Origin of the sequence: Flavihumibacter sp. (assembly GCF_036676075.1) — a bacterium.
GTDB lineage: Bacteria > Bacteroidota > Bacteroidia > Chitinophagales > Chitinophagaceae > Flavihumibacter.
Genome location: NZ_JAKFDQ010000010.1, coordinates 16,647 through 42,288, shown reverse-complemented (window position 1 = coordinate 42,288; position 25,642 = coordinate 16,647). Strand labels below are relative to the sequence as shown.

The 25,642-nt window shown below is 44.0% G+C and carries 26 protein-coding genes; 9 read left to right on the top strand and 17 right to left on the bottom strand.

Annotation, left to right across the window (positions count from 1 at the left end):
• Window positions 1–62 precede the first annotated feature (62 nt).
• Window positions 63–2,303 carry a type IX secretion system anionic LPS delivery protein PorZ gene (porZ, locus tag V6M43_RS11765; protein ID WP_332735464.1) on the top strand — a complete coding sequence of 747 codons (2,241 nt, stop codon included), beginning with the start codon at window positions 63–65 and terminating at the stop codon, window positions 2,301–2,303.
• Window positions 2,304–2,305: 2 nt separating this feature from the next.
• Window positions 2,306–3,046: a DNA repair protein RecO gene (gene recO / locus V6M43_RS11760; RefSeq protein ID WP_332735462.1), complete on the top strand. Its 741-nt coding sequence runs from the start codon at window positions 2,306–2,308 to the stop codon at window positions 3,044–3,046.
• Between the two features lie 132 nt (window positions 3,047–3,178).
• On the opposite strand, the gene V6M43_RS11755 is transcribed toward recO, so the two are convergent.
• Window positions 3,179–4,339, bottom strand: a complete 1,161-nt coding sequence (locus V6M43_RS11755) for an amidohydrolase family protein (protein ID WP_332735461.1) — start codon at window positions 4,337–4,339, stop codon at window positions 3,179–3,181.
• Window positions 4,340–4,398: 59 nt separating this feature from the next.
• On the opposite strand from V6M43_RS11755, the gene prfA reads away from it, so the two are divergent.
• Window positions 4,399–5,463: a peptide chain release factor 1 gene (gene prfA, locus V6M43_RS11750; RefSeq protein ID WP_332735459.1), complete on the top strand. Its 1,065-nt coding sequence runs from the start codon at window positions 4,399–4,401 to the stop codon at window positions 5,461–5,463.
• A gap of 592 nt (window positions 5,464–6,055) precedes the next feature.
• Here the strand turns inward: prfA and V6M43_RS11745 are convergent.
• From V6M43_RS11745 to V6M43_RS11720, 6 genes are all read right to left on the bottom strand, one after another.
• Complete coding sequence (locus V6M43_RS11745) at window positions 6,056–6,448, bottom strand: VanZ family protein (RefSeq protein WP_332735457.1); 393 nt, start codon at window positions 6,446–6,448, stop codon at window positions 6,056–6,058.
• 9 nt (window positions 6,449–6,457) lie between these two features.
• Window positions 6,458–7,282 (bottom strand): anti-sigma factor, encoded by an 825-nt coding sequence (locus V6M43_RS11740; RefSeq protein ID WP_332735455.1) that lies wholly within the window; start codon window positions 7,280–7,282, stop codon window positions 6,458–6,460.
• On the bottom strand, window positions 7,279–7,821 hold the full coding sequence (locus V6M43_RS11735; protein WP_332735453.1) for an RNA polymerase sigma factor: 543 nt from the start codon (window positions 7,819–7,821) through the stop codon (window positions 7,279–7,281). Before V6M43_RS11735 ends, V6M43_RS11740 begins: the two co-directional genes overlap by 4 nt.
• A 21-nt stretch (window positions 7,822–7,842) precedes the next feature.
• Entirely contained in the window at window positions 7,843–8,220 is a 378-nt protein-coding gene (gene gcvH, locus V6M43_RS11730) for a glycine cleavage system protein GcvH (RefSeq protein ID WP_332735451.1), read from the bottom strand.
• Between the two features lie 106 nt (window positions 8,221–8,326).
• On the bottom strand, window positions 8,327–9,019 hold the full coding sequence (locus V6M43_RS11725) for a peptidylprolyl isomerase (protein ID WP_332735449.1): 693 nt from the start codon (window positions 9,017–9,019) through the stop codon (window positions 8,327–8,329).
• A 5-nt stretch (window positions 9,020–9,024) separates the two neighbouring features.
• Window positions 9,025–9,369: a hypothetical protein gene (locus V6M43_RS11720; RefSeq protein WP_332735447.1), complete on the bottom strand. Its 345-nt coding sequence runs from the start codon at window positions 9,367–9,369 to the stop codon at window positions 9,025–9,027.
• A gap of 51 nt (window positions 9,370–9,420) precedes the next feature.
• Here V6M43_RS11720 and serS point away from each other — a divergent pair, with 51 nt between their 5' ends.
• Entirely contained in the window at window positions 9,421–10,686 is a 1,266-nt protein-coding gene (serS, locus tag V6M43_RS11715; protein WP_332735445.1) for a serine--tRNA ligase, read from the top strand.
• Window positions 10,687–10,688: 2 nt separating this feature from the next.
• Here serS and V6M43_RS11710 read toward each other — a convergent pair whose 3' ends face one another.
• Window positions 10,689–11,741 (bottom strand): alkane 1-monooxygenase, encoded by a 1,053-nt coding sequence (locus V6M43_RS11710; RefSeq protein ID WP_332735443.1) that lies wholly within the window; start codon window positions 11,739–11,741, stop codon window positions 10,689–10,691.
• 99 nt (window positions 11,742–11,840) lie between these two features.
• Here V6M43_RS11710 and V6M43_RS11705 point away from each other — a divergent pair, with 99 nt between their 5' ends.
• Together V6M43_RS11705 and V6M43_RS11700 are read left to right on the top strand one after the other, a co-directional pair.
• A complete protein-coding gene (locus V6M43_RS11705) occupies window positions 11,841–13,256 on the top strand; it encodes a DUF1800 domain-containing protein (protein WP_332735441.1) in 1,416 nt (471 codons plus the stop codon).
• A gap of 9 nt (window positions 13,257–13,265) precedes the next feature.
• Window positions 13,266–14,465 carry a DUF1501 domain-containing protein gene (locus tag V6M43_RS11700; protein WP_332735439.1) on the top strand — a complete coding sequence of 400 codons (1,200 nt, stop codon included), beginning with the start codon at window positions 13,266–13,268 and terminating at the stop codon, window positions 14,463–14,465.
• Window positions 14,466–14,519: 54 nt separating this feature from the next.
• Here V6M43_RS11700 and V6M43_RS11695 read toward each other — a convergent pair whose 3' ends face one another.
• From V6M43_RS11695 to gyrB, 4 genes are all read right to left on the bottom strand, one after another.
• On the bottom strand, window positions 14,520–15,257 hold the full coding sequence (locus tag V6M43_RS11695; protein ID WP_332735437.1) for a 3-keto-disaccharide hydrolase: 738 nt from the start codon (window positions 15,255–15,257) through the stop codon (window positions 14,520–14,522).
• Window positions 15,258–15,306: 49 nt separating this feature from the next.
• The gene (locus V6M43_RS11690; RefSeq protein WP_332735435.1) at window positions 15,307–17,244 is read right to left on the bottom strand and encodes a lectin-like domain-containing protein; all 1,938 of its coding nucleotides are present in this window, start codon (window positions 17,242–17,244) and stop codon (window positions 15,307–15,309) included.
• An 88-nt stretch (window positions 17,245–17,332) separates the two neighbouring features.
• On the bottom strand, window positions 17,333–17,536 hold the full coding sequence (locus tag V6M43_RS11685; protein WP_039133489.1) for a hypothetical protein: 204 nt from the start codon (window positions 17,534–17,536) through the stop codon (window positions 17,333–17,335).
• Window positions 17,537–17,648: 112 nt separating this feature from the next.
• Window positions 17,649–19,637 carry a DNA topoisomerase (ATP-hydrolyzing) subunit B gene (gyrB, locus tag V6M43_RS11680; RefSeq protein WP_332735431.1) on the bottom strand — a complete coding sequence of 663 codons (1,989 nt, stop codon included), beginning with the start codon at window positions 19,635–19,637 and terminating at the stop codon, window positions 17,649–17,651.
• A 172-nt stretch (window positions 19,638–19,809) separates the two neighbouring features.
• Between gyrB and V6M43_RS11675 the strand changes: the two genes are divergently transcribed.
• Window positions 19,810–20,811 carry a helix-turn-helix domain-containing protein gene (locus V6M43_RS11675; RefSeq protein ID WP_332735429.1) on the top strand — a complete coding sequence of 334 codons (1,002 nt, stop codon included), beginning with the start codon at window positions 19,810–19,812 and terminating at the stop codon, window positions 20,809–20,811.
• A 16-nt stretch (window positions 20,812–20,827) separates the two neighbouring features.
• Here V6M43_RS11675 and V6M43_RS11670 read toward each other — a convergent pair whose 3' ends face one another.
• Window positions 20,828–21,340: a ferritin gene (locus V6M43_RS11670; protein WP_332735428.1), complete on the bottom strand. Its 513-nt coding sequence runs from the start codon at window positions 21,338–21,340 to the stop codon at window positions 20,828–20,830.
• 183 nt (window positions 21,341–21,523) lie between these two features.
• Here V6M43_RS11670 and V6M43_RS11665 point away from each other — a divergent pair, with 183 nt between their 5' ends.
• Both V6M43_RS11665 and V6M43_RS18295 read left to right on the top strand, forming a co-directional pair.
• Window positions 21,524–21,727, top strand: a complete 204-nt coding sequence (locus V6M43_RS11665) for a PepSY-associated TM helix domain-containing protein (RefSeq protein WP_332735427.1) — start codon at window positions 21,524–21,526, stop codon at window positions 21,725–21,727.
• Window positions 21,728–21,761: 34 nt separating this feature from the next.
• Window positions 21,762–21,944, top strand: a complete 183-nt coding sequence (locus V6M43_RS18295; RefSeq protein WP_442902315.1) for a PepSY domain-containing protein — start codon at window positions 21,762–21,764, stop codon at window positions 21,942–21,944.
• A gap of 137 nt (window positions 21,945–22,081) precedes the next feature.
• Here V6M43_RS18295 and hemL read toward each other — a convergent pair whose 3' ends face one another.
• The 4 genes from hemL to hemF are packed head-to-tail and all read right to left on the bottom strand — an operon-like array spanning window position 22,082 to window position 25,632.
• Complete coding sequence (gene hemL, locus V6M43_RS11660; RefSeq protein WP_332735426.1) at window positions 22,082–23,380, bottom strand: glutamate-1-semialdehyde 2,1-aminomutase; 1,299 nt, start codon at window positions 23,378–23,380, stop codon at window positions 22,082–22,084.
• A gap of 6 nt (window positions 23,381–23,386) precedes the next feature.
• Complete coding sequence (locus tag V6M43_RS11655; protein WP_332735425.1) at window positions 23,387–23,683, bottom strand: YciI family protein; 297 nt, start codon at window positions 23,681–23,683, stop codon at window positions 23,387–23,389.
• Window positions 23,684–23,714: 31 nt separating this feature from the next.
• The gene (gene hemB, locus V6M43_RS11650) at window positions 23,715–24,689 is read right to left on the bottom strand and encodes a porphobilinogen synthase (RefSeq protein ID WP_332735424.1); all 975 of its coding nucleotides are present in this window, start codon (window positions 24,687–24,689) and stop codon (window positions 23,715–23,717) included.
• A 31-nt stretch (window positions 24,690–24,720) separates the two neighbouring features.
• Window positions 24,721–25,632 carry an oxygen-dependent coproporphyrinogen oxidase gene (hemF, locus tag V6M43_RS11645; protein ID WP_332735423.1) on the bottom strand — a complete coding sequence of 304 codons (912 nt, stop codon included), beginning with the start codon at window positions 25,630–25,632 and terminating at the stop codon, window positions 24,721–24,723.
• Window positions 25,633–25,642: the final 10 nt, after the last annotated feature.

Below are 25,642 nucleotides of genomic sequence, written 5' to 3'. Positions count from 1 at the left end.
AAAATCATTTTAGCGCTAAGCACCTGATAAATCACCACCCCAAGCCGTTAACTTTGGGTTCTATGCGTTTCTTTCTCGGTAGTTTATCTTTCCTGTTTTTGCTGGTTCCGCAGCTGTTTTCCCAGCCGATAGGCAGGTGGCAGGAGCACCTTCCCTTTGGGACTGCCATCGCTTTAACTACCAAGGGCGAGAAGCTGTTTGTGGCTACTCCCTACGCCCTCTTTAGTGTTGATGCATCCAATGAGATGATCGAACGTTATAGCAAGGTAAATGGGTTAAGTGAAACAGGTATATCTGCAATTTCCGGAAACCTCGGTGAGGAGTTGGTAATAGCCTATACCAACAGCAATATTGATATCCTCCGAAAAGGGGGCATTACAAATGTGAATTCCCTTGCGAGGGCTGCTATCAATGCTGACAAAAATATCTACCATATAAGCAGTGATGGAGATCGGGTTCTGTTATCAACAGGTTTTGCCGTGGTTGTATTGAACATTGAAAAAAACGAAATAGGAGATACATGGGTAATAGGTAACGGGGGGGAGTACACGAAAGTAAATGCAACTGCATCTGATGGCACTTATTATTACGCTGCAACTGCAGCCGGCCTAAAGCGTTCTGCAAGGCAGGGAATTAACCAGGCCGATTACAGGAATTGGGAATTGCTTTCCGGCACGGGTGGATTACCTGCGGGATCAATTGAGGGCGTATTTATAATTGATGGTATGCTGTATGTTCAGCATGGATCCAGCCTTTATATATCGGAGAACAATTCCTTTCGAAAGATCTATACGGATGAATGGTCATGGAATATGGTCAACTATTCAGATGGGAGGTTCATAATCAGCCAGCAAAAAAATGGAAGGGCACGGGTAATCGTTGTGGATGGAAATGCTATCATTCAAACTATAGCCGAAGATGATTTATTGACTGATCCGCGTGATGCGCTTATAATTGGTAGCACTATATGGGTAGCAGATTCTAAAGTTGGATTACTTGAATATAAGGATGGGCTTATCACTTCAATCATACCCAACTCCCCACAAGGAATTCCCTCAGGTGCAATCTATGCTAACGGGGGAGAATGGTGGATGGGCAGAATCAATGGAATGGACCGGTTTTATGAAGGCAACTGGATGCATTATAACGCAGATGGGCAGACGCTACCTGAAAATACCGGTGCCATAACGTCTTTGATAAAAGATCGGGCTGATCAGTTGTGGGCAGGAACTGAAAGGGGGGGACTTATTCTTCGAAATGGTGAACAATTCACTATAATTAAGGATCCGTTATTATCGCCTGATAAAAATGATCCTCTGGCTTACCGGGTAACCGGACTGGCAGCAGATGCGGATAATAATTTGTGGATCAGTAATAGCGGAGTTGAAAACCAATTAGTGATGCGATACCCCGATGCCAGTTATCGTAAATTTAAAATACCATTTACATTGAGTGGCGATACAGTGGGGCGTATCCTGTTGGATGAGCATAACCAGAAGTGGATTCTGTCACCGGGTGGCAATGGGTTGTTATGTTTTAATCACGGACTAACCATTGATAATACCGGCGATGATCAATGGAGATATTACCGTGCGGGTTCGGGCAATGGAAATCTTCCTTCCAATGAAGTTCTTAGTTTTGCCATTGATGATTTCGGTTTTATCTGGGTAGGTACTGCAGATGGTATCGCTATCATACAATGTACTGCCGAGGTGTTTTCCAGCCAGGGTTGTGAGGCATTGATACCAGTAGTACAGTCAGATAATTTTGCCGGTTTTCTTTTTAAGGGAGAATCTGTGCAGGCAATTGCTGTGGATGGAGCCAATAGAAAATGGATCGGCACACGAAATGGTGTATGGCTTATAAGTGCTGATGGAGAAAAGACAATCCAACGTTTCACTACTTCAAACAGTCCGCTTCCCGATAATGATATAAAGTCCATCACTATCGATCAACGTGATGGCACTGTTCTATTTGGAACAGCAAATGGGTTGTGCTCATATAAAAGCGATGCTACAGGTGAGCAGGCAGCGGGATCGGATGTTTTGGTATATCCAAATCCGGTTCCACCAGGGTATAACGGCACTATAGCTATACGGGGAGTTCCTGCCAATGCTGTTGTAAAGATCACTGAACTAAATGGCCGTCTTGTACAACAGGGAAAGGCATTGGGTACTCAATTTACCTGGAATGGAAGGGACCTTAACGGAAGAAAAATTTCTACAGGAATATACTTGGTACTTGCAAGTAGTGAAAACCGGGCGCAACAAGTACTTACCAAGATCATTTTCATTCAACGCTGACCATGAATTTCAACACCAGGGGAATTGTATTAAGAACTGTTAAGTATGGTGAAACGAGTGTGATCGTTTCCATATTTACCGAGTTATTTGGTGTACAAAGCTACCTCGTGAATGGTGTGCGAGCGGCTTCTAAAAAGGGCAATATAAGGGCAAATCTTTTTCAGCCCGGGGCTATACTTGATATGGTGGTCTATCACAACGAGTTAAGAAATCTTCAAAGAATAAAAGAGTATCAATGGTCGGTTCTGTATGAAAATATATTCTACGATATTTTCAAGGGGGCTGTTGCAATGTATATGATGGAGCTTGTGCAAAAATGCCTGAGGCAACCCGAGCCTAATCCCGATCTTTTTTATTTCACAGAAGATGCCATGCTACATCTGGATAAAGCTAATGCAGCTGTTGTGGCCAATTACCCATTATTTTTTGCACTTCACCTTGCCAATTTTTTCGGCTTCCGGATACCTGATGAGCATAGCGAAACGCTGAATATCCTCGATCTGCAGGAAGGGCTTTTTGTAGACCAGTTACCATCACATCAGAATTACCTTGAAGGAGATTATAGCGCTGTAACAGCGCAGTTACTAAGGGTGATGCAACCTTACGAACTGGAGGATATAAAACTTCCGGTGACAGTTCGGAGAAAATTATTACAATCTTTTGAGGCTTATTATGTACTGCATGTTCCTGAATTCGGGCACCTTCGATCTCTGGCAGTTTTACAAGAGGTTATTGGTTCCTAAGTCTTACCTCTTACCTCTTACTTCTTGCCTCTTACAGATTCAGCCTAAATAGTTGCACTGTTGTTGCAAAACAGCCTGAAACTCGCTCGAGGAGCGAGTTTTGAAAAATATGAGACAAGGTTTAGACAAGGATTAGACAACTATAAGACTACTGTAAGACGTATGCCTGGTTTCATAGATCTGCACCAATCCCGGTTGCTTCCCTTTTTCAAAGCTCCCATAACGATCTTCTATACCGAGCGCTCTCGCTCCATTGATTGTTGCCCATTGTAAAGCGGTTTCAAGAGTGAGCTGTGGAAAGCCTTTTAATATGGTTTTTATTTCTTCGTATATGCTTAACTGGTGGTTTGATGCGAGGCTGTCTGTACCTAAAACTATTTCCGTATTATTTTCAAGAAAAAGGTCAACTGGTGGTAATGAGCCATTGATATATTGATTAGCATTTGGGCAGAGACAGAAAATAGTTCTATTCATCAATCCCTTTTTAACCAGTGAATCAATGTCTTCCTGACTGGTCAATACATTATGCACGAGGATGGTTGATGCGGAGCGGTCCAGCCATTGGAGCACTGCCTGAAGACTGCTGCAACCGGGAGGAGTAAAAAAAGAAAGGTCAACACCAATGGCCGCATAGAGCTTTCTCATTTCCGAGTTTCCACTTTGAAAGAATTCATTTTCTGCCTGGCTTTCCTGGTTATGCATGGTGATGATCTGCCCTGCCGATTGTTCTGCCACCAGTTCAAATAATTCCGGAGAAACAGAATAGGGTGAATGTGGTACTATTGCAGAGGGTCCTGTTGGTTTTAAGGCCTTAAGCAAAGCGATGGCATTTTGAAATCTGCCCCCTGCCGCTGCGCCTGTAAATCCGCTTACCTCAATAAAATTGCGGTAGTACATCCCCCTCCTTAATTTATGGTTGATAGTATGATCTGTATTACAGATATCGCCAACTGCCACAATACCGGAGGAGAGCATCTCTGATTCTGCCTGGGCAATAGCATCTGCAATTTGGTGGGGTTTGTTATTCCGTTGTGACATGATGGCCAGCAGGAAGGGAACCATGCCTGTGCCGGGTGGAACAACTCCCTTTAAATGACTGAGCTCCAGGTGACAATGGCAGTTGATAAAGCCAGGGCTTAATATGCCTCTCAGCTCATTGATATCTGATCCGGCTTCCTCTTGCGGAATGATGGCCTCAATCAATCCCTTTTCATCAGTTACCAGCACTGAGCCCTGAGGAGCAAAATCATTTCCGGTAAAAAGCTGATCGGCCTTGAATTTTCGGTAGCCCATGCGGTTAATTGAGTTAATTTTGCCATCCTTTTGGAAAGGGCCATAAAAATACAGGAACTATGTTAGACAAACTGGAAGCGATCAAGGCAAGATTTGACGAGCTGGGTGTTGCTTTGACGAACCCGGCAATCGTTAGCGATAATAAACAGTTCAGTGCACTGAGCAAGGAGTATCGCAATCTGGAGAAGATCGTAAAGGAGTATGAAGCATATAAGACTGTTCTTGCCGACCTTGTAACGTACCGGGAGGCGCTGAATGGGGATGATGATGAATTGCGGGAACTTGCCAAAGAGGAGCTTCCTGTACTGGAGGAGCGGGAAGAGAAGCTTGAATCTGCCATCCGCCAGATGCTGATACCGAAAGATCCGCAGGATGAAAAAAATGCCATTCTCGAGATAAGGGCGGGAACCGGGGGAGATGAGGCTTCACTGTTTGCTGGTACCCTCTTGAATATGTACCTGCGTTACTGCAATAGTAAGGGCTGGAAAACTGCCATCCTGAGTGAAAGTGAGGGAACTGTTGGAGGGTATAAGGAAGTGAACGTGGAAGTGATCGGCGATGATGTTTATGGCACTCTGAAGTTTGAAAGTGGGGTTCACCGTGTGCAGCGGGTTCCAGCTACTGAAGCAAGTGGACGAGTGCATACTTCAGCGGCAACGGTGGCCGTAATGCCTGAGGCGGAAGAGGTGGATTTTGACCTAAGGGATGCCGATGTAAAGATGGAAACCTCACGAAGCGGTGGAGCGGGTGGACAAAACGTAAATAAGGTGGAGACCAAGGTAATGCTGACCCATATCCCCACCGGTACAGTGGTAATTTGTCAGACGGAGAGAACGCAGCTGGCCAACCGGGAGAAAGCAATGCATATGATGCGGACAAAATTATACGAGGAGCAGGTTCGCAAGCAGGAAGAGGAGATTTCCCGTCACAGGAAGAGCCTGGTAAGTTCAGGTGACCGGAGCGCAAAGATCAGGACTTATAATTTCCCTCAGGGGCGTGTAACCGATCACCGGATCAATTATACAGCCTATAACCTTGATGCTATTCTTAATGGGGAGATCCAGGAATTCATTGACCAGCTCCAGTTTGCGGAAAACGCGGAGAAGATGACCAACCAGCAGTAAAGTCAATACATTAGAAAAATTATTACGGTAAAAATCAAAGGTTTACGAGGGTGCACCCTCGTTTTCTGATTTATAAGTGTAATACTAACACTTGCAGGTTTTACCCACGGGTTGCGCTTAGCCCGCAGCTTTGTGCTCATCCAAAAAAAATCCAGTACTGCAGCGGATTTTACTTGTTAATTATTTTAGAATTCACTATCTTACTATTGTTCATAAGGGTAGTGTTCCATTACCTTTGTTGTTCAGAAGTTCATTGAGTGTTGAAGCTTGTAAAGGTAGATTTTAAAGTTATTTAACTTTTAGCAGCACACTATTGGCAATGGATTTGCGTTATATAAGTAGTTCAAACATGATTTAATTTTTTGACTTCTCACATAAGCAGTCAATTTTCTCATAAGCAGTTAGTTTTGGTTACGGCCCCTGTTTCCACAGGGGCCTTTCTTTTGCCTTTAATTAAGCTACCAGAGCGATTTTCATCTAATCAATATTATCTAACTTTCTATTTGGTCATTAATTTTCAAAAAGAGTATAATTCAATTATCACCTGGATTTTTCATCCAGGATTGTAGAATATTGGAAATAAAAAGGGGGATTATTTTACACGATTAAGTTCAGGGAACTTTTTAAAATAGTAATGGGCTGATATAAAACCAGTAGCAGCCCCGAGGCAATCGAAAAGAAAGTCGAACCAGGAGAAATCACGATTTACAGAGGGTATCTTTTGAAGAAATTCGATCTGGAGGCCGTGTGCCATGGCAATTATCAGTAGCAGCCATTTATATCCTTCCCTGCCTTTTAACTTTAAATACATTGTTCCGAGAAATACCAGCAGGCAATAAATGGTGAAATGGATGGCTTTATCCAAGTGGGGGATCTCAATAAGGGCTTTTGTCTCCAGTTTCTGATCGGGCATGAGGAGCAATACATTCATCAACAGGAACCAACCGAAGAAAGGGAAGGGAGAGCGGAATAATCTCAAAAACATTGGCGTAAATTATATCTTTCCCAGAACATACATTGCTGTTAGGGTAGGGCTTTCACTTCCACCGGCTTTTTCAAGGGTGATTGCAAAAGCTTCAGCGCGGGGAATATTCTTCATGCGATGCAGGCCATTTTCCTTATCAAGAGCTACCATGCCGGCGTCAACTGGCTTACCATCTACAATAGCCCAGAGTTGGTATTGTTGTCCGGGTGCCGGCTTCGGCAGATTATTTACCATCAGAAATACATCTTTAGAATTGTTATCCCAGTAGATAGTTCCGAGGCTATTGGTTTTGTTGACATCTGCCATAACCACCATCTTCATGTTCGGATCGCGGATGATGAGCAGGTCTTGCTCTGCAGTGCTGAGTTGGGTTTGAAGGGACTGGTTATTATTGGCCAATTGTTGTTGCTGCGCCAGGAGGTCATTATAAAGTGTGTCCGAATTTTTATACCTGTTATAAAGGTAAACATTGAGTGCGGCGCTTCCTGCCAGTAATATAATGGATGCAGCCGCAAGATATTTTTTCCAGCCTGGTGTCTCGCTTTTATCAGCAGGAATAGTTAGGATTGGTGACGGCTCTGATTGGAGTGATGGTTTGTTCAGGCTGTCATTTTCTTTTAAGGATTTAAAAACAGTTTCGCGGAGGGCAGGGGGAGGCGCAACGGCACCGGCCATGGCAGCTGCTTCAAGGCTTGCTTCAAAAGCATCTGCGGCTGCACGTACCTCAGGGTGTTCAAGACGCATGCGCTCAAACTCCTGCTGCTCTGCCGGGTCGGCGAGTCCGAGGATACAGCTTTCAATGCTGCCACTTGATATGTATTCCTGCACGTTCACGTCAATGTTTTTCTTAATTGCAGCAGGGCGGCACGGATCCTTGTCTTTACGGTTCCAAGGGGTATTCCAAGCATTCCTGCAATTTCTTCATGCGTATAACCTTTGAGGTAAGCCAGGTCAATAAGTACCCGGTGCTCTTCCTTCAGCTGTCCAATCATTTTGGAAAGCCCTATATTGTCAACCTGGATGCTCAAACTGCCATCAGGCTTTGTATGTACGTCGTTATCGAGTTCGCGGTTTTTCTGACTATTCTGAAATGCCTTTGACCGGGTCATGTCAATCGCTGCATTCCTGGCGATATTCAGCATCCAGGTGAAGAGCCGCCCTTTAGATGAATCATAACTGTCTATCCGTCGCCAGATATTCACAAACACTTCCTGCAATACATCGCTTGCTTGTTCCTGGTCGGGAATTATCTGCAGAATGATACCATTTAAGGCTGCGGAGTAATTATCATACAGATATCGGAATCCTGTTTCATCCTGCTGTTTAAGCAAAGCGATCAGTTCCGGTTCCTGGTATGTTAGCGTAGTTGGCAATCAGTCTTTTTGTCGGGTATTTTATCCAACCATTTGCTGGTAACCGGCAGCATCAAGCAGGGTTTCCACATCACCGGGATTGTTAACCGTCATTTTTATCATCCAGCCCTCACCATAAGGATCTGAGTTTACCAGTTCAGGTGTTCCGGCCAGGGCGGGATTCACTTCATTGATGGTTCCTGATACGGGGAGGAATAGGTCCGACACCGTCTTTACCGCTTCCACTGTTCCGAAAACAGCATCAGCATCGAGTGTTTTGCCAACCGTTTCGATTTCCACATAAACTATATCGCCAAGTTCGCCCTGGGCAAAATCAGTGATGCCGATTGTGGCTGTATTTCCATCCAGTTTGACCCACTCGTGGTCCTTTGTATAACGTAAAGAATCAGGAATATTCATGAGGTGAAATTTTGTATTGCAAATATGGGGGAAAAAGGTGAAAGGGAAAGGTGTCTGACACATGTTCGCAACATGTTCGAACGTTTCACGAACATGTGTCAGACACTTAACCGGATCGTTTAATGAGTCTTGCCTTTTTTATATAGACCGGATTTAATGGACGGTCACCTTTTCCGGTTCCGGTAGTTGGAACGGATGCAATAGAATCTACCACGGGCAATCCCTCTACAACCTCCCCGAAAATGGTATAGTTCTGGTCGAGGTGAGGCGCGCCGCCGCTGGTTTTGTAAATCTCCCGGTGAGCGTCAGGAAGTTTTCGACCCTTGAGCCGGTGAATTTCTACCGAATCAAGTGCGGCATCGGTAAAGGTCCTGCCTTGTACAATATAAAACTGGCTTGAACTACTTGCTTTGGTTGGATTTACATCATCGCCAGTACGTGCGGCGGCGAGAACTCCTTTGCGATGGAATAGTTCAGCCCTGAACTCTGCCGGGATGAGAGGTCCTGGTTTTGGAGCCCGGGCTGAATCGGGTCTTGTGGCAGGATTGCCTGCCTGAATCATGAACTGGTTTATAACCCGGTGAAACTGGATGCTGTCATAGAATCCGGTCTTCACAAGACGGAGAAAGTTATCACGGTGGAGGGGTGTGGCGTCATTGAGTCTGATCCTTATATCGCCTTTCGATGTTTGGAGCAGCACATCCTTGTTGTAATCTGCAGCGCTGAGCTTTTCAGAAAGTCTTGGGCTGCAGGCCAGCAGGCTAATTGACCCCAGAAAATAAAAAAAATAATATTTCATATCTATTAGAATCCGTTCTGGTCAAAATATAATAAAACATGATCTTTCAGAAAATTCTCCTGGGCAATCGGATCCAGTTCGGGGAGGGCCTTAAGTTGGCGGAAATGCGGCCAGCCATCTTCATCGAGTCTTTCCAGTTCGTAGTATCCACTTTGGGAAAGCAGTGAGCACACAGCAATATGCATCAGGTCCTGCTTTTGTTCTTTTGTGAATTTTTCTCTCAATTCTCCAAATTCCTGAATGCCGATCAGGAAAAGAATGGTTTCCATATCGGGTTTCTTGTTGAAACGCTCCATCATTTTCGCCTCGAGGTTCCACCAACGTACCTGCAGATCATCTTGTAAATTCATGCTGCAAAGATAACCGCTTGGTCCGCTTATCTTTGCGCCAAAATATTAAAGATGTTACAGGTGAATTTTATCCGCCAGCATGTTGATCTTGTAAAGGAAAGACTGGCGGTGAAGCATTTTGGTAAACCTGAATTGGTGGATGAATTATTACAATTTGATGAGCGTCGCCGAAAGCTTCAGTTTGAACGTGACGAACTGCAGGGCAAGGTAAATGCTGCTTCAAAGGATATTGGTCTGTTAATGCGCGAGGGAAAGAAAGCCGAAGCAGAATCGCTGAAAGCTGAAGTTGCAGCTATCAAAGGACGTATGGATGATGTTTCTGAACTGGAAGGTATTGAGCGATCTATTAACGATATCCTGTTACAATTACCTAACCTTCCCTCGGTTCAGGTTCCCGCCGGACGTACACCTGCTGATAATGAAGTGGTTCGCGAAGGTGGGGAAACCCCGGTTTTGCCAGCAGGATCCGTTCCCCATTGGGACCTGGTAAAAAAATATGACCTGATCGATTTTGAATTGGGAAATAAAATAACCGGTAGCGGCTTCCCTGTATATAAAGGTAAAGGCGCCAGATTACAACGTGCACTTATCTCTTATTTCCTTGATTTCAATACCAATGCGGGATACCTTGAAGTTATGCCACCGCATATGGTAAATGAAGCATCTGCATACGGAACGGGCCAATTGCCTGATAAGGAGGGTCAAATGTATCATGCCGTGGCAGATAATTTTTATCTTATACCAACTGCAGAGGTTCCGGTTACGAATATTTACCGCGATGAGATCGTGAAAGAATCTGAACTGCCCATCATGATGACGGCCTATACTCCCTGTTTCCGTCGTGAGGCTGGTAGTTATGGAAAAGATGTAAGGGGATTGAACAGGCTGCACCAATTCGATAAAGTGGAGCTGGTACAGCTGGTACATCCTGATAAAAGTTATGATGTTCTGGAGGAGATGGTATTACATGTAGAGAAGCTTATAATTAGTCTCGGACTTCCTTATCGAATTCTTCGGTTATGCGGCGGCGATATGAGTTTCACTTCAGCACTCACCTATGATTTTGAAGTGTATAGTGCAGCCCAGGAGAAATGGCTGGAAGTGAGTTCCGTTTCCAATTTTGAAAATTACCAAACAAACCGGATGAAGATCCGTTTTAAGGATTCTACAGGAAAAATGCAATTGGTGCATTCCCTCAATGGCAGTTCCATGGCGCTTCCACGTATTGTTGCTGCACTTTTGGAAAATAATCAGACCACAGACGGAATTGATCTCCCTGAGGTGCTTTGGGATTATTTCGGGGCGAAGAAGATATAGTGCTATGCAATTGCTGACTTAACCTGTTGTTCAATAACCTTCTTGTTCATTACCCTGAACCATAGGGGAGGAACAAGCGCTAGCAATATCATACCCGGATATCCTGTTGGCATTTGTGGAGAATGATCATGATGCCTTAATACCTGGTATTTTCTGCTCGCGAGATAATGGTGATCACTATGACGGCTGAGCTCAAATAGTAGTAGTCGCCCTATAAGGTGATCACTATTCCAGGAATGTTCAGGCATGGGGCGCTCGTATTTCCCCCCGGGAAGATGTTTTCTAATCAAACCATAATGTTCGATATAGTTAACCGATTCGAGGAGTAGTATTCCGAACACGGCTGCCATGAAAAAGTATAACGTTATGGTGGAGCCGAAAAGAAGGTAAATCATGACTACAAAAAGTAGTTGGATCAGCTGTACCTGTAGCATTTCATTATGAAGGGAAAATACGGGCTTTCCTTTTTTCCCGGTTTCCCTGTTGGCGATTTTCCATGCGCCAGTATAACAATTTATAATACTGCGAAACCAGAATTCATATATGGGCTCGTTGAAGCGGGCAGTTGATGGATCCTCAGGGGTTGCAACTCTTTTATGATGGCCCTTATTGTGTTCGATATAAAAATGAATATAAAGCGACGACATGAGTGCAATACGTGCCAGCCACTTCTCGGGAGGCTTTACACGGTGCCCAAGTTCATGTCCGAGGTTGATACCGAATGTGCCGCAAAGCAATCCCATTGTCATAATGCGCCCGATCTTGTCTGATAGCGTCAGAGTGTGGTTCTGCATGGAATTAAGGAAATAGAAAAGCGTAGCTATATGAATGACCACGATGCTGTAAAGCACCCAATCGTAGACCGGATCGTCTTTCGCGAGGGCCTCCTCTGTTGCGCTTAGGTTGGCGGGGTCAGGTGCTATTAAAAGCTCCAGGCCGGGAACCACAACCCACGCAAATAACATGGCGGTATAGCAAGCCAGTCCATTTGCATTAAAGGAAATAATGGCCAGCATAAAGATTATCACTGGTATCAGATAGCGTGCTGCTCTCATTGCTATAAATGTCTGACACCTAATTTAAACTTTTTCCGGATTCAGCGGTCACAGGAAGATAATGCGTCTGACGCCTGTCGCGACGCATGTCAGACGGATATGACTAATAATAATCACCTTTTGTGGCGGGCGGGATTTGGTCCAGCATGTGAACAGCTTACTGTACTCAGGAAGGCGAGTCACCTGCAGGTTTATGATGCACTGGAAAAAGCATCGCGTAAGGAGCCCATTCCGATTGAAGTGGCAGAGAATTTCATGAAGGGCTTATCGATAGGAATTGGGGAGGCGGGCAAAATGCAGATGCGAGATCTGAGTGATGAACAAAAAAAGAATTTACGAAAGCAGAGCAGGGAAGGTATTCGCAGCCTGAATCTCCGATGGCTTGGGGAAATGGTGAATAGTAATGCCCAACTTCGAGAGAAAATGGCCTTTTTCTGGCATGGACATTTTGCCTGCCGGAACCTCAATGTATTTTATCAGCAGCAGTTATTACAGATAATCCGCAAGCATGCCCTGGGAAATTTCGGAGAACTCTTAAAAGAGGTTAGTAAGAGTTCGGCTATGATCAATTTTCTGAATAATAACCAAAACAGGAAAGGGCATCCCAATGAAAATTTTGCTCGCGAACTACTGGAACTGTTCACATTAGGACGTGGGGAATATTCAGAAATTGATGTTCGGGAATCGGCAAGGGCATTTACTGGCTGGGGCGCAAACCTACATGGAGAGTTTGTTTTCCGCCCATTCCAACATGATAATGGATCTAAGTTTTTCCTCGGTAAGGAGGGAAACTTTACAGGTGATGATATCATTGACATCGTTCTGCAAAAAAAGCAGACAGCTTTTTTTATTACCCGTAAACTATATCGCTTTTTTGTAAATGAGGAGGATGATATTGAAAAGATCGGCTGGCTTGCAGGAAGATTCTACCAATCGGGTTATAGTATAAGTAGCCTATTGCGCGATATGTTTACAAGCAATTGGTTTTATGAGGAAGCTAATATGGGTAACAGGATCAAATCACCCATAGAACTTTTAGTTGGATTACAAAGACAGTTACCCTTTACTGTTAGTAATGAACAAACGCTTTTACTGGCCCAGCGATTAATGGGGCAGGTATTGTTTTTTCCCCCAAATGTAGCAGGATGGCCGGGCGGGAGGAGCTGGATTGACACTAGCTCATTGCTTCTTCGTTTACGTTTACCTGAACTTATTATTGCGGGAAAAGGTTTGAATATGCGACCTAAAACTGATGATGACCAGCAAATGGGGAGGACTATAGCTTCTTCTGTGACACCCGGATTTTCAAATGTAAAATGGGATAAATTCCAATCTGCTTTTTCCGACACGACCAGGCCTGATCTTGCAAAGGACATTTCCACTTTTATACTGCAAACAAATTCGTCCATTGATACAGTGATGTTATTGAAATATTCAGATCAGTCAACAAGGGCATCCTATATCAAAAGCGTGACGATGATATTGTTTTCATGTCCTGAATACCAACTACATTAATTAACTAACATGCATATCCGAAGAAGAAGATTCATACATGCGTCCACTATGGCAACAGCATCTTTACTGGTGCCACGATTTCTAAAGGCGATGGATCTAAACCACCGGGTACCTTCAGGTAACAGGGTGTTGGTGATGCTGCAACTGAGTGGTGGTAATGATGGTTTGAATACCATCATCCCATACCGCAATGATCTCTATTATAAGGCCAGGCCAAAACTTGGGATCGAGCGCAACAAGTCGCTTGCATTAACTGATGAAGCAGGAATGCATCCATCACTTACAACAATGAAGGATCTTTATGATGCCGGACAGCTGGCTATATTGAATAATGTTGGCTATCCTGAACCGGACCGATCCCATTTCAGGAGCATGGATATATGGCATACTGCCAGCAGTAGTAAGGAATATCTTCAGACGGGATGGCTGGGCCGGTATCTCGATAAACAGTGTCAGGATTGCGTACATCCCACGCAGGCAATAGAGTTGGACGATATACTAAGCCTTGCTCTTAAGGGAGAACAGTGGAATGGTATCGCTATGCAGGACCCCAGGCGATTGTACCACACAAGCAATAATGATTTGCTGAAAGATCTTGTAAAGCATCATAGTAAAGTACATGAGGAACATACTGCTTCCTATCTCTATAAAACACTGGCCGACACTTTGAGTAGTGCGGAATATATTTTCAAAAGCAGTAAGCAATATGAAACAACAATCAGTTATCCCGCTACTGAACTTGGAAAGCATCTGAAGACGATCTCCTCTCTGATTTTATCTGATATTAATACAAAAGTTTACTATGTTTCCCTGGGAAGTTTTGATACTCATATTGCCCAGGATTTCCAGCAACGCAGACTTTTCGCTGAATTGAATGATGCGCTGGCGGCCTTCGTAAATGATCTGAAATCTAATGGAAGGTTTGGGGACGTTATGCTAGCGTCGTTTTCAGAATTTGGACGGAGAGTTGGACAGAATGCAAGTGGTGGAACAGATCATGGTTCAGCAAACAATATGTTTTTTATTAGTGGTGCTTTGAAAGAAAAGGGGTTGCTAAATGCATTACCAGATCTTTCTGATCTGGATAACGGTGATCTAAAATTTAAAGTAGATTTTCGCCAGGTTTATGCTACACTACTTGAAAATTGGCTGGAAGTGAAACAGGAAAATATAATAGTGCCGCGATTCGAACCTTTGGGATTTGTGTAATGGGGATGTTCGATATCATGTTCGAACATCCCCCGAACATGTGTCAGATACTTGTTACAATTTCCGCAACCAGATATTCCGGAAACTTACCGGATTGCCGTGATCCTGAAGCTGAATGCTTAGGGGGCCATGTTTTTTATAGCTTGGTGCACCGATATATTCAGTGCGACCTGTGATCTCCACATTGTTTTGTACAAGAACATTATTGTGCAATACTGTAATTCGAGCGGCCGATTTCAGGCTTCCATCCTCATTAAAACGGGGCGCGGTAAATATCACATCATATGTTTGCCATTCACCCGGTGCTTTGCTCGCATTCACCAGAGGGATATGTTGCTTATAAATGCTTCCTGCCTGACCATTTGAATAGGTCACATTCTTATAGTTGTCGAGCACCTGCAATTCATAATTCTCCATAAAAAATATTCCACTATTGCCACGGCCCTGTCCTTCGCTTTCAACTTTAGCAGGCGTGCGCCATTCGATATGCAGCTGGCAATCTTCGAAAACCTGTTTGGTTTTGATATCCCCTGTTCCACCTTTTACCGTGAGTATTCCATTTTCAACAGACCATCCAGGAGCGCCGCCATTTCTGGCACTCACCCATTCATTAAGATTTTTTCCGTCAAATAAAATAATGGCATCTGAAGGGGCATGGTGCATATTGCCGGGATCAACCATTGGTGGAACAGGCGTCCATACTTCGGTTGCTTTGGGATCGCCTTTTTGCTGGGCATTACTGATGGTTGTGAAGGCAAGAATGCTCGCCGCAGTAAGGAAAATAATTTTCATGTTTTGTTGCTTATTGATGGTCTTGTAAATTTAAGGAATCCGGAATTATCTAACGGATGAGGATGAAGTTGCCTTTCTTTAAGATTTGTTTACCATTGAAGTCTTCCCCGCTAACAACAAAAGTATAATTGCCTGCAGGCTGGTCCATACCATTAATTGTACCATCCCATCCAGTGAATCCGAGCCCATCGTAGATTTTTTGTCCCACCCTGTTAAAAACCCGGAAGTAATTCATTTTTCGCATACCCACGGCGAGATAACGAAAACGGTCATTCCGTCCATCACCATTAGGTGAGAATGCATTGGGAACATATATTTCGGGCCCTTTATATACTTTTATATTGATGGTATCTGTAGTGGCACATCCAGCAGGGGTGTATGCTGTCAGAACATAATTCGTTTCGCTGGTGAGTGATGCAACCGGATCGGGGATATTTGGGTCAGATAGGCCGGTGGGTGGCGACCAGGTATATAATACCCCGCCTGATGCATTCAATTGAAGGGGTTGGTTATCGGCAACCAGTGTATCATTTCCTGCAAATGCCTTGGTGCTAAAAAAAGAGGCTATATGTTCCACAGGTTCACTGGCGCAACCATTGGCTCCCATTCCCGTTACAGTTATAATATACTCACCCGGCAAACTGGGTGTAAAGGAATAATTGGCATCTCCTGGTGTAGTTGAAGCGGGTGACCAAGTGAAGGATTGTATTGGATTGGCTGGAGTTCCGCTGCTGGCTGTCAGTTGAAGGGTTTCCCCTATGCAGGAATTACTTATCGGAGGGATCTCAATTTGGGGTTGTGGCAATAGTGTGATGGTTTTGGTAACTACTTCAGAAATGCATCCTTCTTTTGTTTTAACTGAAAGGCTTATGTCAACCGAAGATTGGCCGCTGATATTTTGCAGGGGTGGGATGTTTCCGGAATGTTTAACTCCGTTGATGATCCAGTCCCATTCAGAAATAGTTCCGAACTCAACCGAAGAGCGATCGAGAGGTTGAAAGTTTACTGATCCGCAGATGGTGTCAGGAACAAGGAAATCTGCAACGGGGATTGAACCAATTGTGATAACCTTTTTTGTAGTGTCTGACCAGCAGCCATTGTTACCAAGTACTGTGGATGATACAGTATAATTTCCCGGTTGTGCATATATGTGAGGCGGCGGATTTCGAAGGTTGGAAGTTGTGCCATCTCCAAAATCCCAATGCCATTTTACGATAGTGCCGAAAGAGGTGGAGAGGTCAACGAACTCAATAGTTTGGGGAAAGCAGGTTTCTTCGGTGGGGGTCTGACTGAAGTTTGCTGTAAGTGAAGTACAGAACCGCTGGTGGTTTGTTGCGCCACCGGTTGCTCCTGTAAAGCCCCAAAACACCATGGGGTCATTGTTGAAAACATCACGCACGAGGTCAATGGTATCGGACACGCGGAGCACCTCATCAATATAAGTGGTGAGCACCTTGGTATTTGCATTCCACCTGATTTTCAACACATGCCATTTGCAGTCTTCTATATTTTCACTGAGGGCAGAAACAGGTACTGGTCCATCCAGGTTATTCGAACTTAAATGATTGTTATCGCCATCACGTTGAATGCTGATATGGTCAAAGGCAGGATCATTAAGGTTGGTATTCTGCCAGGTATCAAGCGCAATACCTATTGACGGTCGTATGCCTTCAAAACCAAGTCCCTCGCCGGTTGTACCAACATTGGTACTGATAGGTTGCAATACGAAAACAATACCATCTGCTCCATTTGCATCGGTGCATCCCAGGTTTACATCAAAACTGAATTCAAAAGGTTCATTAAGGTTGATCTTATTAATATTCCATACCGAGCCAGACCTTGTATTTTGTGCAGGAGTGAGTGTATAGCAGTTGCAATTTTCCTTGAAAGCGGCACCATTGATATGATACGGACTATCCACCACAGATTGTGTCATCCCGGAAGTAGCCAGTGACAGAATGAGCAGGAGGAGGATTAGTTTTTTCAAGCAGTCTGACGGTCTTAGATGGTAACATAAAAAAACATCATTCCTCCTAAAGGGAATGATGTTTCTTATTCAATTGAATTTAAAATTATTACCAGCCTTGTTTGGCAATACCAGCTTTGATTGCAGCAAGAGCTTTTTCCTCGCCCAACATGGTGGTGAGTTTATTGCCTTTGCCATCATTACCCTGGGCCATGTAACCGCCACGTGCGGTTTTAGTGATTACCGCATCTTTTATTTCAACACCCTTTTCTTTAGTTTTCACATTATATGCGGTCAGTTTGATATCAGCCATAACGAATTGTTTTTATGGTTAGTGAATAAATATTAATAATAGCTGGCATACAAGCTAGCCAAAAAATCTCAAAACAGGCGAATTCAATACCCTGAAATCATCAAAAATTTATTTATATATCGATTTTGGCGTATTTGGCGTGACTTTCAATGAACTGCCGACGTGGTGCAACTTCATCACCCATGAGCATACTGAAGACCATATCGGCTTCAGCGGCACTTTCTATTGTTACTCTTTTCAATGTTCTTGTTGCCGGATTCATGGTGGTTTCCCAAAGCTGTGTGGCATTCATCTCACCAAGACCCTTATAGCGTTGAACGTTTACACTGTCATCTTTTCCCCCACCAAGTTTAGCGACCCATTCCTTACGGTCATCCTCACCCCATGCATAGGCCTGGTCTTTACCCTTCTTAACAAGGTAGAGAGGCGGCTTTGCGATATATACATAACCCTGTTCCACCATTTCTTTCATATAACGGTATATAAAAGTAAGGATCAGGGTTGCGATATGTGATCCGTCCACATCCGCATCGGTCATGATGATAAGTTTGTGGTAACGGAGTTTGGTTATGTTTAAAGCTTTGGGATCTTCAGGTGTACCAACCGTAACACCAAGGGCGGTATACATATTACGGATCTCTTCGTTTTCGTAGATCTTATGCTCAAGTGCTTTTTCAACGTTGAGGATCTTTCCACGGAGAGGAAGTATGGCCTGGAAGTTTCTATCACGGCCTTGCTTTGCTGTACCACCTGCCGAGTCGCCCTCCACGAGGTAGAGCTCACATTTTTCGGCATCTCTTTCAGAACAGTCTGCAAGTTTACCGGGCAGTCCACCGCCACTTAGTACAGTTTTACGCTGCACCATTTCCCTTGCTTTTTTAGCGGCTACACGTGCCTGTGCTGCAAGGACCACCTTGGAAATAACATTCTTTGCTTCTTTGGGGTTTTCTTCAAGGTATGCCTCCAAAGCCCTGCTGACGGTGGTTTCAACAACACCACTTACTTCGCTGTTACCGAGTTTGGTCTTTGTTTGTCCCTCAAACTGAGGTTCAGGAACCTTGACGGAAATAATAGCGCTCAGGCCTTCCCGAAAATCATCCCCCTCAACTTCAACTTTAGCTTTTTCAAACAGACCTTCCTTATCACCGTAGTTTTTAAACACACGGGTAAGCGCCCTTCTGAAGCCGGTTACATGCGTACCGCCTTCGATGGTATTGATATTGTTTACGTAGCTGAAGATGTGTTCCTTGAAATCATTATTGTAGCTCAATGCTACCTCTACCGCCACATGCGAGCCCTGGTCATAGCCATCAACATATAGTGTTTTGGCGATAAGGGGTGTACGGTTGGCATTTGCGTCAAGCATTTCAACGAACTCAACAATTCCACCTTCACTATAAAATGTTTTGGAATAAGGTTTGCCCTCTTCATCGAGTTCGCGGAGGTCAGTTAAAATAATATTGATACGACGGTTAAGAAAAGCAAGCTCACGCAAACGACCTTCCAGGATCTCCCGGTTATATTCACTTACAGTGAAGATTGACATATCGGGCCAGAAATGAACGCGGGTACCGGTTTCCTCAGATGTGCCTATTTCCCGAACGGCATATTTAGGAACGCCAATTGAGTATTCCTGTTCAAATATCTTTCCTTCGCGTTGAACTGTTACCAGCAATTTGCTGGATAGCGCGTTCACACAACTTACCCCCACACCATGTAGTCCACCTGAAACCTTATAGGTATTCTTATCAAATTTTCCACCAGCGTGCAGAACGGTCATTACCACTTCAAGTGCACTTCTTTTCTCTTTTGTGTGCATGGCGGTAGGGATACCCCTGCCATCATCCTGTACTGAAATGGAATTGTCCTCGTGGATATTGACACTAATGTTTTTGCAATAGCCAGCCAGGGCCTCGTCAATGGAGTTGTCAACAACTTCATAAACGAGGTGGTGCAGGCCTTTAACGCCGATATCGCCGATATACATCGCCGGGCGTTTTCTTACTGCTTCCAGACCTTCCAGGACCTGGATGCTATCTGCTTCATAACCGCCTTGGGTGGGAATTGTCTTTTCTTTTGTTTCCTGCAATTCTGTGCTCATATATGCTACTGTAGATCGCTTATTTGGTTTAAAAAGGACTATTTACAAATGTACGAAAAAAGGGGAGACGGAGCTGAATCTGAGGGGATTTGAGCTGAGTTTTGGGGGTTTATAAGAGCTATTTCAGACATATGAGTAATCAGGCATGATCTGACGAAGAAATTACGGTTAAATGACAGAAATACGGTTCAATGGTGCCCCTTCGATTGCGGCATATAGTGTACTTTTGCGGTCCATGCACCAGGCACCTGATATATTATCGCTGGCCCGAAAGGCGCCGGTTATGTTCAACGAGCTCGAATTATTGCAGTATCGGGAACAGCAGATTCCTGGTTCGGTTCAATATACGATTCACCGTTATCGCAGGCAATCCCAATTTGAGGTTGATGATATGGGAATGCTGGTTTATCATCGGGTAGAAAAAAACAGTAAGGAGAATTACCTGGAACTTCGTTTCTGCATTTCCGGTAATACTTATTGCCGGCAAAAGGAAATTGAATGCGACAATTGCAGGTTCAGCCTTTCGAGTAGCTGCGAGCAGAAATCACCCAGTGTGGATGTTTTGAGTTTCCTGTTCTCACCCACACATCTTTCCCAATTCATTAATGGCGGAAAGATGAAATCAATGCCCGACGAAATCGTTCATTTCAGGCATGCATCTTCTTTCTCTAAAACGCTGACCTTATGTGGTAAAACGCGAACTGTACTGGAGGCGCTATTAAACCACAATTATTCAGGATCCATGGAGAATATCTTCCTGAATGCACAAATGCAGATGCTGTTACTTTACAGCCTTGAGTGCATGATTGGGGAGAAAGAGGAAATGGCGTTTACCTGTAAGTTCCTCGCTAATGAATCTGACCGCGAAAAGATCGAAAAGGCCCGTGAGATCCTCCTTCAACATATTGGTGAACCCATCACAATTAAGGAATTGAGCCGAAAAGTTGCTATTAATGAATGTTACCTCAAAAAAGGTTTCAAGGAGTTATATGGTACTACGGTATTTGATTTCTACCAGAGCCAGCGCATGGAACATGCCCGCTACCTCCTTTATGAAAAAGGGCTGAGTGTAACCGAGGTTTCTTTGATGCTCGGCTATTCATCTATATCCCATTTTTCTACTGCCTTTAAAAAGCATACGGGAATAAAGCCCTGCGAACTGTTATTGCGATAGCAGGTGAATGATTGAACTAGTGCCCTCCACCCTGCGGACCCCTATATGCCATAATATCCCTGTCAAAGAGATACAGGCCACTCTTATCGGCTCCTATCAGTTCGAGTTTTTCATTCAAAGTTCTTGCCATACGCTCTTCTTCCATTTGTTCAGTAACATACCATTGGAGGAAATTATGCGTAGCATAGTCTTTTTCAGAAAGCGACTGGTGAACTATATCATTTATACTATCGCTCACTTTGAGTTCATGTTTAAGGAATTCTGCAAATGCATTTTGCAGGCTTACGAATGTAAGGATTGGTTGTTCCAATGCAGGCACCACGCCAAATCCACCGCGCTCATTAATAAATGCTATCAGTTTAAGCATGTGTACCCGCTCTTCATCCGATTGTTTATAGAAAAATGCGGCCACACCCTGTAAACCGGGTTGGATATCTGCCCAGGAGGCCATTGCCAGATAGGCCTGTGAAGACTCCGCTTCCATTTGCACCTGCTTATTAAGGGCATCCTGCATTGTTTTGGATAACATGGTTATGATTTTAAATGAATTTACGAAAAAATCTCTCGCACATTTTTTCCAATTCCGCAAACCATTTTCCCGATTCCGGAAGTATTAGAGTTTTTTTAAAATGAAATTTACCCGCTCCTTATAAACAGGCAAACAATAAATATAATTATCCCATATATAGTAGGGTGACCTTAAATTGTGATAATGAAGATATTTTTCAGACGAATCCATCTTTACCTCAGCATGGCAGCAGGACTCATCATAATGGTTACCTGTTTTACTGGTGCCGTACTGGTATTTGAGAAGGAGTTGCAGCAGTTCTTCCACCGTGAGCGGTATTTTGTAGAAATACCTTCGGGATCAACACAAGTTGCGGTTGGGAAGATGGAGGAGCGGCCGGGTAATTGAATTGTACAGCTACCAGGAAACATTTTTTTATACCATGTTCGCTTTGCATAGATGGATGCTCGGAGGTGATATCGGGAAGATAATAGTTGGTATTAGTACCATTATTTTTTTATTCATCATGATTACCGGAATTGTATTTTGGTGGCCTAAGACACGGGCTATACTACGTCAGCGATTAGGGATGTATCTTCCATTTTTGGTATGCCTTCAAAAATAGCAGGGTTCATTATTTGCCTGCTTGGTACAAGTTTTCCAGTGACTGGTTTTATAATGTGGCTTAACAGAACAAGGAAAAAGAAAAAGCAACCAGGTATACTGGCTGCAGATATGGGGGAGCAGGAGGAAGCTGCATGATCATTTCATGATCTCAACAAGGCTTTCACGAGCTGCTGTAATTGTTTTATCAAGATCCTTTTTGGTGAGTGCATTGTTTAAGAACCATGCTTCAAAGGCAGAAGGCGGAAGATAAATTCCGCGGTTAAGCATGGCATGGAAGAATTTGGCGAATAGGGCATTATTTGCAGCAGATGCAGATGCAAAATCTCTTACCGGGTTTTCACTGAAATGAATACTAAGCATAGATCCGAAGTGATTGAGCACGAAAGGATGCCCCCATTCTTTAAGTTCCTTTTCTAACCCGGTTTTGAGATAGGCTGTTTTTTGATCCAGCTCTTCATAAAGAGATGGGTTGCTGTTTAATTCAGAAAGAAGGGTATATCCGGCGATCATCGCGATTGGATTACCGCTAAGTGTTCCTGCCTGGTAAACGGAGCCAAGTGGTGCAACTACCTGCATGATCTCTTTTTTGCCCCCGAAAGCGCCAACAGGCATACCAGCACCAATTACTTTTCCATAGGTAACAAGGTCAGCATCAATACCAAGTTTTTCCTGGGCCCCACCTTTGGCCAGTCTGAATCCGGTCATCACCTCATCAAAAATAAAGATGATCCCTTCCTCATTACATATCTTACGAATACCTTCCAGGAAGCCTGGTTCGGGAAGTATGCAACCCATATTACCTGCCACCGGTTCTACAATGATAGCTGCAATTTCTCCCTTATGACTTGCAGCCAGATGTTTCACTGCATCAAGATCATTATATGCGCAGGTCAATGTATCTGCGCTTACTCCCGCTGTAACACCCGGAACGGTCTGTATATTAAAAGTTGCAACACCACTTCCCGCTTTAACCAGGAATGAGTCAGCATGACCATGGTAGCAACCTTCGAACTTCAGGATCTTATTCCTTTGTGTATATCCGCGTGCAACACGTATGGCACTCATGCAGGCCTCGGTGCCGCTGCTTACCATCCTGATGAGGTCAACATTGGATGTCATGCTCCGAATAAGCTCGGCCATTTCTATTTCCAGTTCTGTAGGCGCACCATATGAAGTGGAGTATTCAGCATATTTCTGGATAGCTTTAACAACAGGGGCGTAGGCGTGACCCAAAATCATGGGTCCCCAGGAAGCGATATAGTCTATATACCGGTTGCCGTCTACATCATGGAGATAAGCTCCCGCTGCACGTTGTATGAATAAAGGTGTTCCCCCCACGCTTTTAAAAGCGCGGACCGGGGAGTTCACACCACCAGGAATGGAATTCTGTGCACGTGCAAAAAGCTCAACGCTCTTCGAAATATTATTGGTCATAGTATATTATATTTCATCTCCGGCAAAATCATCAAAGGCCTTGATCTTTTTGGTAGCCTTGAATTCTATGATTCGGTAGTTTGCCAGGCCATTGATGTTAAAAGGATCTTCGGATATAATCTTCTCGATCTCCGCTTTGCTGGTGGCCCTTGCAAAGATGAGTCCGCCATCACGTGGTTCTTTCCTGCCCGATGCAAGGAAATGCCCCGAATGATAATATTTTTCCAGGAAGGCCACATGTGCTGCCATGGCCGCATCAATTTCGGTTGCTGGAACCTTGTAGGTTAGTTCAATGATAAACATGATGCCTTTATTTAGTTTTTTAAACTTGTTGTTAGCCGATCAGTTTCACAGCGTCTTTCGCGAAATAAGTTGCGATAAGGTCGGCCCCTGCACGTTTGATGGATGTAAGGGTTTCAAGGATTGCCTTGTCTTCGTTGATCCATCCCATTTTGGCAGCAGCTTTTATCATTGCATATTCTCCACTGATATTATAGGCACTAACAGGAACAGATACACTATTTTTTACTTCCCTGATTATATCAAGATATGAAAGGGCCGGTTTTACCATAACAATATCAGCTCCTTCTTCAATATCCATCAATGTTTCTTTAACCGCCTCAATCCGGTTGGCATAATCCATCTGATATGTTTTCTTATCACCAAAACCAGGGGCACTATCGAGTGCATCACGGAATGGACCGTAAAAGCAGGATGCATATTTCGCACTATAGCTCATGATTCCTGTATTGGTATGGCCGGCTGATTCCAGTCCCTGCCTGATTGCTCCGATACGACCATCCATCATATCGGATGGAGCTACAAAATCGGCCCCTGCATCTGCATGAGAAATACTCATCTTCACAAGAGCTTCAACCGTTGGATCATTAACGATCTTTCCATTTTCCACAATCCCATCATGACCATAAGAGGAGAAGGGGTCCAATGCTACATCAGTCATCACCAGCATTTCCGGAACTGCATCTTTAATGGCTTTTATGCTTCTTTGCATAAGTCCATCAGGATTCCAGGCTTCCTTGCCAGTGTTATCTTTCAGTTCATCCTTGCACTTAATAAATAGTAATACAGAGCAAATGCCCATCGACCATAATTCTTTCACTTCTGTAATAGTATGATCAAGGGAATTGCGGTAGTAACCGGGCATGGAAGCAATTTCTGTTTTGATTCCAGTGCCTTCATCGATGAATAAGGGTACAATAAAATCACTGGCACGCAGGGAAGTTTCAGCTACCATCGAACGTATGGCCGATGATTGCCGTAGTATCCTGTTTCTTCTTTGCAATATCATGATTCTTCAGTTTTTATATTTCGGAACGGCATTAAACCCAGTCCACCGGATGCAGGCAAGCCTGCAACAATTTGTCTTCTTCTGAACCCGGCCGAGGCTGGTAATTGTATTCAAAACGTACTGTTGGTGGGAGGCTCATCAGTATACTTTCTATACGTCCATTTGTTTTTAGTCCAAATAAGGTGCCCCTGTCATGTACCAGGTTGAATTCAGTATACCGTCCGCGACGAATCTCCTGCCAGTGTTTTTGTTCCTCAGTAAACGGAAGCAATTTCCGCTTTTCAACAATTGGTATATAGGCTTCCATGAATGCGTCTCCACAGCGCTTCGCAAACTTTATCCACCAGTGGGCGTCACGCTCCTGGTTGGGCCGTTGATAATCGTAAAATATTCCACCGATACCTCTTCTTTCTTCATTACGATGCCAGTTTACAAAATAGTTGTCACAGGTCTTCTTGAATGTAGGGAAAAAGCCCGGATCGAAATCATCGCAGGCATTTTTATATGTTTGATGAAAATGCCGGGCATCTTCTTCAAAAAGATAATAAGGGGTAAGATCGGTACCACCGCCAAACCATTGATCGATGACCTGGTTATTTTCATCGTACAACTCAAACATTCGGTAGTTGCAATGGACAGTTGGAACAAAAGGATTCAGCGGATGTAGTACCAGGCTGAGTCCGCAGGCAAACCAATTGTCGCCATTTATCTTAAGTTGGTTGCGCATGGCTTCCGTTACCTTGCCATGAACCACAGAGGTGTTCACGCCTCCTTTTTCAAAAACTTTTCCATTGCTGATCACCCGGGTTCTGCCCCCGCCACCTTCCTCTCTTTGCCAATTATCTTCTATGAAATACGCTTTTCCGTCGCTGACTTCAACGGCTTTACAGATCCTGTTTTGCAGGTCATGTATATAATCGATAAAAACATCCTTTGGCAGCATGGTAAAAGAT